5 protein-coding genes and 1 riboswitch are annotated in these 6,335 nt (G+C 50.2%); of the genes, 3 read left to right on the top strand and 2 right to left on the bottom strand.

The genetic code is table 11. The features are described from left to right. Window positions 1-243 precede the first annotated feature (243 nt). Window positions 244-1,251 (top strand): HRDC domain-containing protein, encoded by a 1,008-nt coding sequence (locus VF724_RS12570; RefSeq protein WP_371754597.1) that lies wholly within the window; start codon window positions 244-246, stop codon window positions 1,249-1,251. Between the two features lie 71 nt (window positions 1,252-1,322). Here VF724_RS12570 and VF724_RS12565 read toward each other — a convergent pair whose 3' ends face one another. Beyond that, window positions 1,323-2,468, bottom strand: a complete 1,146-nt coding sequence (locus tag VF724_RS12565; protein ID WP_371754596.1) for a conserved virulence factor C family protein — start codon at window positions 2,466-2,468, stop codon at window positions 1,323-1,325. A gap of 3 nt (window positions 2,469-2,471) precedes the next feature. Next, window positions 2,472-3,407 carry a magnesium/cobalt transporter CorA gene (corA, locus tag VF724_RS12560; RefSeq protein WP_371754595.1) on the bottom strand — a complete coding sequence of 312 codons (936 nt, stop codon included), beginning with the start codon at window positions 3,405-3,407 and terminating at the stop codon, window positions 2,472-2,474. A 450-nt stretch (window positions 3,408-3,857) separates the two neighbouring features. Then, window positions 3,858-3,974: riboswitch (SAM riboswitch) on the top strand. Window positions 3,975-4,058: 84 nt separating this feature from the next. Between corA and metA the strand changes: the two genes are divergently transcribed. Both metA and VF724_RS12550 read left to right on the top strand, forming a co-directional pair. Continuing rightward, entirely contained in the window at window positions 4,059-4,991 is a 933-nt protein-coding gene (metA, locus tag VF724_RS12555) for a homoserine O-acetyltransferase MetA (protein ID WP_371754594.1), read from the top strand. Window positions 4,992-5,037: 46 nt separating this feature from the next. After that, window positions 5,038-6,192 carry a PLP-dependent transferase gene (locus tag VF724_RS12550; RefSeq protein WP_371754593.1) on the top strand — a complete coding sequence of 385 codons (1,155 nt, stop codon included), beginning with the start codon at window positions 5,038-5,040 and terminating at the stop codon, window positions 6,190-6,192. The last annotated feature ends 143 nt before the right edge of the window (window positions 6,193-6,335 follow it).

Here is a 6,335-nt window from a genome sequence, read left to right as displayed (position 1 = left end):
TTCTTCAACTCTGCTCTAGTCAATGTCAATGTCTCCTGTCCCATAGTGACATTATCTCAGAACAGTTACAGGGTGACATTATCACAGCACAACGACATGTCGAAATTTGGGTATTTACATTATTATCTATATATGTTATATTAAATTCCAAACAAAACGGACAGAGGAAGCACCTCTCCCTAAGCAGCCAGCTAAGGAGAGGTGCTTTTTCTGTCTTTTAATTTTGATGAAGGCGGTGATTTTATGAATGTGGTATTTATGCACAGTTTGGAGAAGTCGACTGCGGATACGGCAGCGATTTCGGCTCAAGTATCGATTGCCGAGGAGCACGGAAGATGGCAGGTATGCTGGAGCGAGCCGGGACGGGACGGCAAAAATCGGATGGATTTTTGGTATGAAGGGGACAAATGGGAGGAGCTGATGAATGCTTTTCGATGGGGCATATCGAACAAAATCGCCGAGGGCTTCATGCCTTTGTTCGGCGAATTTTTCAACGAGTCCGGCTCCTCCAGAGCGGGATCGTTCAGTGAGATGCTGCAGTATTACGCTGAAGCTGAGCCGGCAAACCCCGAGCTTTTCGACAAGCTTGCCGAATGGCGGAAGAAAGCGAGCATGAAAGATAAGAAACCGCCGTTTCTGCTTGCTACCAATCGGGAGTTGAAGATGATTTGCCGCTATCTGCCGCAATCGCTGGAGGAGCTCAAGCAGATTCCCGGTTTTGGACCGGCGAAAGTGAATGCTTATGCGGATGAAATTTTGGCGTTAACTCAGCCCTTGAACCGCCAGACCGATTTTCCGCTGGATTGGGTGGCCGGACTTGTCGAACCCCGAGAATTTTCTGTCTGGAGGAGGAGACAGCAGGCGCTGAGAAGCAAGGCGGAATTGGAGAAGCAGGGGATCAAAAAAATGCTTCTGCAGAGGATTGCGGAAGGGGCGAATCTTTCAAGGCTGCAGGAAGCTTCCGGTTTGCCGCGAAGAACGCTGCTGCAGTGGGTCGAGCAGCTTGACCGCGAAGGGTATGATATGGAACCTCTTATCGAGCTGGAGCTGCGGGATATGCCGGAAGAGAAATTGTCGGCGGCATGGAAAGCATTTGAAAACGAGGGGGAACAATATCTCAAACCGGTTCTGATGCAGAGTTTTAGCGAACAGGAGCTTGCCTCCCGGGATATCAACAGATGTTATGAATGGTTGCGTTTCCTGAGAATCCGTTATAGAAAACGGGAGCAAACCAAACAGCAGGCCAGTTGAACCTAAAAAGGCGTCCCTTTCAACAGATAAAGCAAGCTGAAGGGACACCCGATTTTGTGCAGTTAGCCGTGCTATGGATTTCGGCGTGTCATTTGCTGCCAGACGGAGCCCTCGGCTTCATGGCCGCCCTCGATCCGTTCCAGCGCCATCTTCACCTGCATGCTGATTTCGAATTCGGAGTCGTCCTGGGCCTCCCGGAGTGCGGCCAAGGCGCTTTTGTCGCCGACTTCGTATAGAAATCGGGCCGCGCGCCAGCGGACAATTTTATTCGGATCCTTCAGCGCTTCACACATCGGCTCGATCGCATCCGGATCTCCAATATCGGAAAGAACGTCTCCTGCCGTTCGCCGAACGGCAGGGTGCTTATCTTTGAGCGCTTGATAAAGCAAGGGCAGAACATCTTGCTCCTTGATATCGCCCAGATAGGCGACCGCCAGTCTGCGCACGGAGAAATGCGGATCCAGCAGCGCTTTTACGATCAGCGGAAGTCTTTGAGGCGCTGGCTTCATTTTTTCCATTGCGGCATACCGGATTCTCCAGTCCGGATGCTCTAACCGGGCTGCCATTTGCTCGTCGGACAGCGACTCTTTACGTTCGCTGATCGGGACTTCGCCTTCCCCCTGCTCGAGAGCAAGCGACACGAGCTGCTCCAGCCTGGCATCGTCGTATGCGGCATCGATTTCTTGCAGCACCTGCTCGGCGATTTCTTCCGGACTGCCGTAGCGTATACCTTGATCTTCCAGCTTGCGCTCCATGATCATGTTCGGCGATGCGGAGTGCGCCTTCATCGCGGCGCCGGTGAAACGTTCCGGCAGCGCCAGCCGTTTTTCCTCCAATTCCGATCTTATCCGGATTTGCAGAGGAATATTGCGAAACATCTGAATCAGCACATGTGTTTCGCCGAAAGAAGCCTCTTTCTGCTGCGGCGCGGAGCCGTTATCGTTTTCCTGGCGGCGCGGCGCTTCGCCGAACACCTCTCTGGCGCGGCTCAAAATGTTCTGCCAATCTCCCTTCGGAAACCGGTCGAGTGCAATGAAGTCGGCCGTTTGGAACACGCTTTTGACATCCGGAATCGCAAGCAGCTTGGCGATATAATCCGGGCAGCCGTCTTTGCGCTCCTGATCAAAGGCAAAGCGGGTTCCCGCAGTAAGAGATTCATCCATATTCAGTTTCATGGAATGGGGGCTTGGCGTCGGCTCGATGGATATAATCTTCATAGGCTATAACCAATCCTTCTTTTTGAAAAACACAAGCATGGCAAAACCGATCAGGAACATCGCGCCCAACACGATTAAATCGCCAAATGGGCTGTGCAGCAAAGGGATGTTTTCGAAATTCATGCCGTAGATGCCTGTGATGAACGTCAGCGGCATGAAAATGGTCGTCAGCGCCGTGAACACCCGCATGATTTCATTCGCTCGATTGGCCAGGCTGGACTGGTAAGCCTCTCGAAGGTTGCCCATCAAATCGCGGAATGTATCAAACGATTCTGAAACCTTGACCGCATTCTCATAAATATCGCTGAAATATTTTTGCAGCTGGTCGTTGATCAGCTTGAGATCTTTCTTGTTCAAGGTGGCGATCAGATCCTTTTGGGGACCCAGCACCTTTTTGACCCATAGAATTTCGCTTCGAAGACCGATGATCTCGTTCAGATGGGACTTTTTCGTATTCATCAGGATATCTTCTTCCAGCTTCTCGATCTTCGCTTCGATCCGGTCCCCGACGATGAAATAATTATCCACGACCAGATCCACCAGATGGTACAAAAAACGGTCCGGAGTATGAACCTCTTCTTCCCAAAGAATCGGTTTGACGGCGCGGATTTCGTTGATTTTCTGTTTAGTGACGGTAATGATATAATGTTTTCCCAGAAAAATATTCAGGGCTCTCAGAAAAATTTCCTCGTCATCAAAACGGATGCTGTTGATCACAATAAAGTAATACGTGTCATAAATTTCGATTTTGGGCCGCTGTTCTTCTTCGCTGAGGCTGTCCTCTACAGCCAGTTCGTGAAGCTGAAACAAAGGCTGCAGGATTTCCAAATCCTCGGTTCCCGCATCGATCCAATAAAATCCGTCTTCCGGAGGAACAACAGTCAGGTTGACATCGTCAATTAATGAAAAAACTCCGTTGCGGACCAAACGCACCTTCATCTGCCCTCTCTCCTTTCCATGCATATTCAATCAGACCGCTATGTCCTCTGTAGGAGCAGGCCGGTATGCTTAAAAGGAGGATTTCAGCCGGTGCGTCTGCGAAGGTTTGAACGGCAGGACGAAATGAACCCGACTGGAATCCGTATTCAGTTGCAACCAACAAAGGTTCGCCGGCCTCGGTCGGTCCCCGTCCATTCGTTCACACCCCTTTTCCAAGTGTTATCAGTACCAATTTAGTATATACTTACATTAATCCTGATTCAAGATCAAAACTCTGGATGCCGCAAGCGCGTTTTCAGACTTTTGCGAAGTCGAATTTAGACCATTATATGGAAGCCGGGACGGTCGGGTTCCGTAAAAAAAGTAATTTTTTTGGTCTGGATATATATCTGGATATTGACTGTTCTTTGGTTTTCGTATATGTTTAATATTAATTAAATTGATTGTGAACTCTTATCAAGAGCAGGCGGAGGGACTGGCCCGATGAAGCCCGGCAACCGACATCCCCTATATGGGATTGCACGGTGCTAAATCTTGCAGAAACGCGATGTTTCTGAGAGATGAGAGAGGCTGTACGAATTTTATTCGTCCTTTCTCGTTTCGGGAGAGGACGTTTTAGTTTTTTCACATACAAGCAAAGGAGTGTCACTCATGCCGATTAAAATTCCCGATCATCTTCCCGCTAAAGAAATTTTGACCCGGGAGAACATCTTTATAATGGATGAATCACGGGCTTATCATCAAGATATCCGCCCCTTGAAAATAGTCATTTTGAATTTGATGCCGACCAAGGAAACAACGGAAACGCAGCTTCTTCGCCTGTTGGGCAACAGTCCGCTGCAGGTGGAAATCACGCTGATGCATACGAAATCGCATATTTCCAAAAATACCTCTGCGGAACACTTGGAAATGTTCTATAAAAATTACGAGGATATTAAGGATCAATTCTTTGACGGGATGATCATCACCGGAGCTCCGGTTGAGCTTATGGAATTCGAAGAAGTCAATTATTGGGAAGAATTGAAGGCGATCATGGATTGGACCGTTGATCATGTGACGTCCACCTTCCACATTTGCTGGGCGGCTCAAGCCGGCTTGTACCATCATTACGGAATCCCGAAATACAAGCTGGAGCGAAAAATGTTCGGTGTTTTTCCGCACCGGGCGAATAAGCAAAATACGAACTTGCTGCGCGGTTTTGATGAAGTGTTCCATGCCCCGCAATCGCGCCATACGGAAATCCGCAGGGAGGATGTGGAAGACGTCAAGGAACTGGATATTTTGGCTGAATCCGATGAGTCCGGCGTTTACATCGTTTGCTCGGCCAATGGAAAGCAGATTTTCGTCACGGGCCATTCGGAATACGATCCCCTGACGCTCAAATGGGAATATGACCGAGATATTGACAGAGGCTTGGACATTGAACTTCCAAAGCACTATTTTCCCGATGATGATCCATCCAAGCTGCCAGTCGTCAGCTGGCGGGCTCATGCCAATCTTTTGTTCTCCAATTGGCTGAACTATTACGTATACCAGGTGACGCCGTATGAATGGGGTTTGACGCCGCTGAATGTGAACGCCTAGAAGTCCCAATGGAAGTGAATTTTCAAGATAGAAAGGGGCATTGAATATGAGAATCGAAAGCCGCTTGGCGCAAATCGGATCGCAAGCGAATGGGGAAACCGGTGCAGTCAGCTTTCCCGTTCATCACGCAACTGCCTTTCGCCATCCCGGATTGGGGCAGAGCACGGGATTTGATTACTCCAGGACAAAGAACCCGACCCGAAGTGTTCTGGAGGAGGCGATTGCCGAATTGGAATCCGGCGACGCCGGTTTTGCCTGCAGCTCCGGAATGGCGGCTTTGCAAACGATCTTTGCATTATTCAGCCAAGGGGATCGTCTGCTGGTTTCCCTTGATTTATATGGCGGGACATACCGCCTGCTGGAGCAAGTCATGAAGAGGTTCGGTTTGGAAACCGCTTACGTCGATACGAATAATATTGATGAATTGGAAGCGAATTGGCGGCCTAATACCAAGGCGCTGCTGATCGAAACCCCGACCAATCCGATGATGATGATCACCGATTTGGAGAAGGCGTGCAGCTGGGCCAAACGCAAAGGAATGCTTACGATCGTGGATAACACCCTGCTGACGCCGTATTTTCAGAGACCGATCGATTGCGGGGCGGATATTGTCATTCACAGCGCCTCGAAATATCTTGGAGGGCATAACGATGTGCTGGCCGGATTAATTATTACCAAGGGGCAGGAGCTGTCGGAAAAAATGGCGTTCCTGCACAATTCCATCGGAGCGGTGCTGGGCCCCCAGGACAGCTGGCTGCTCATGCGGGGTATGAAAACCTTGGCCCTGAGGATGGAACGCCATCAGCAAAACGCTCTGGCTGTGGCCGCATATTTGTCCGGCCAACCGCTCGTGGAGCGGGTTTACTATCCGGGCCTGCCGTCCCACCCGGATTATGAGCTGCAGCGGAAGCAATCGTCGGGCAATACCGGAATATTCTCCTTCCAGCTGACCGATTCCCGTTACGTTGAGCCGATTTTGCGCAGCATACGACTGATCGCTTTTGCTGAAAGTCTCGGAGGAGTAGAGTCGCTGATGACGTATCCCGCCGTACAAACGCATGCGGATATCCCCGAGGAGATCCGCCGGAAAGTCGGATTGAACGACCGGCTGCTTCGATTGTCAACGGGAATTGAGCACGCCGACGACCTGATCGCCGATCTGGAGCAGGCATTTGAGTATGCGCGGCGGGAAGTGGGCTGAGACGGGAGTCTATGCGACGAAAGCATTCATTTGTTGCGCAAGCGGAGCATGGGAAGATGCCGGATAAGGCGACAGTTGGTTTTAAGTTTGGGCTAGGAGGCACTTTCTATCAGCTGGGAAGCAGCGCGTCGTGGTTTTTCAAA

This window comes from Ferviditalea candida (assembly GCF_035282765.1).
In the GTDB taxonomy this organism is placed as follows: domain Bacteria; phylum Bacillota; class Bacilli; order Paenibacillales; family KCTC-25726; genus Ferviditalea; species Ferviditalea candida.
This window is presented reverse-complemented; position numbering and strand designations above follow the sequence as displayed.

Bases quoted from the DNA above. Each gene is read 5' to 3' on its own strand.
- VF724_RS12570 (WP_371754597.1), top strand. From the start codon at position 244: ATGAATGTGGTATTTATGCACAGTTTGGAGAAGTCGACTGCGGATACG.
- VF724_RS12565 (WP_371754596.1), bottom strand. From the start codon at position 2,468: ATGAAGATTATATCCATCGAGCCGACGCCAAGCCCCCATTCCATGAAA.
- corA (WP_371754595.1), bottom strand. From the start codon at position 3,407: ATGAAGGTGCGTTTGGTCCGCAACGGAGTTTTTTCATTAATTGACGAT.
- metA (WP_371754594.1), top strand. From the start codon at position 4,059: ATGCCGATTAAAATTCCCGATCATCTTCCCGCTAAAGAAATTTTGACC.
- VF724_RS12550 (WP_371754593.1), top strand. From the start codon at position 5,038: ATGAGAATCGAAAGCCGCTTGGCGCAAATCGGATCGCAAGCGAATGGG.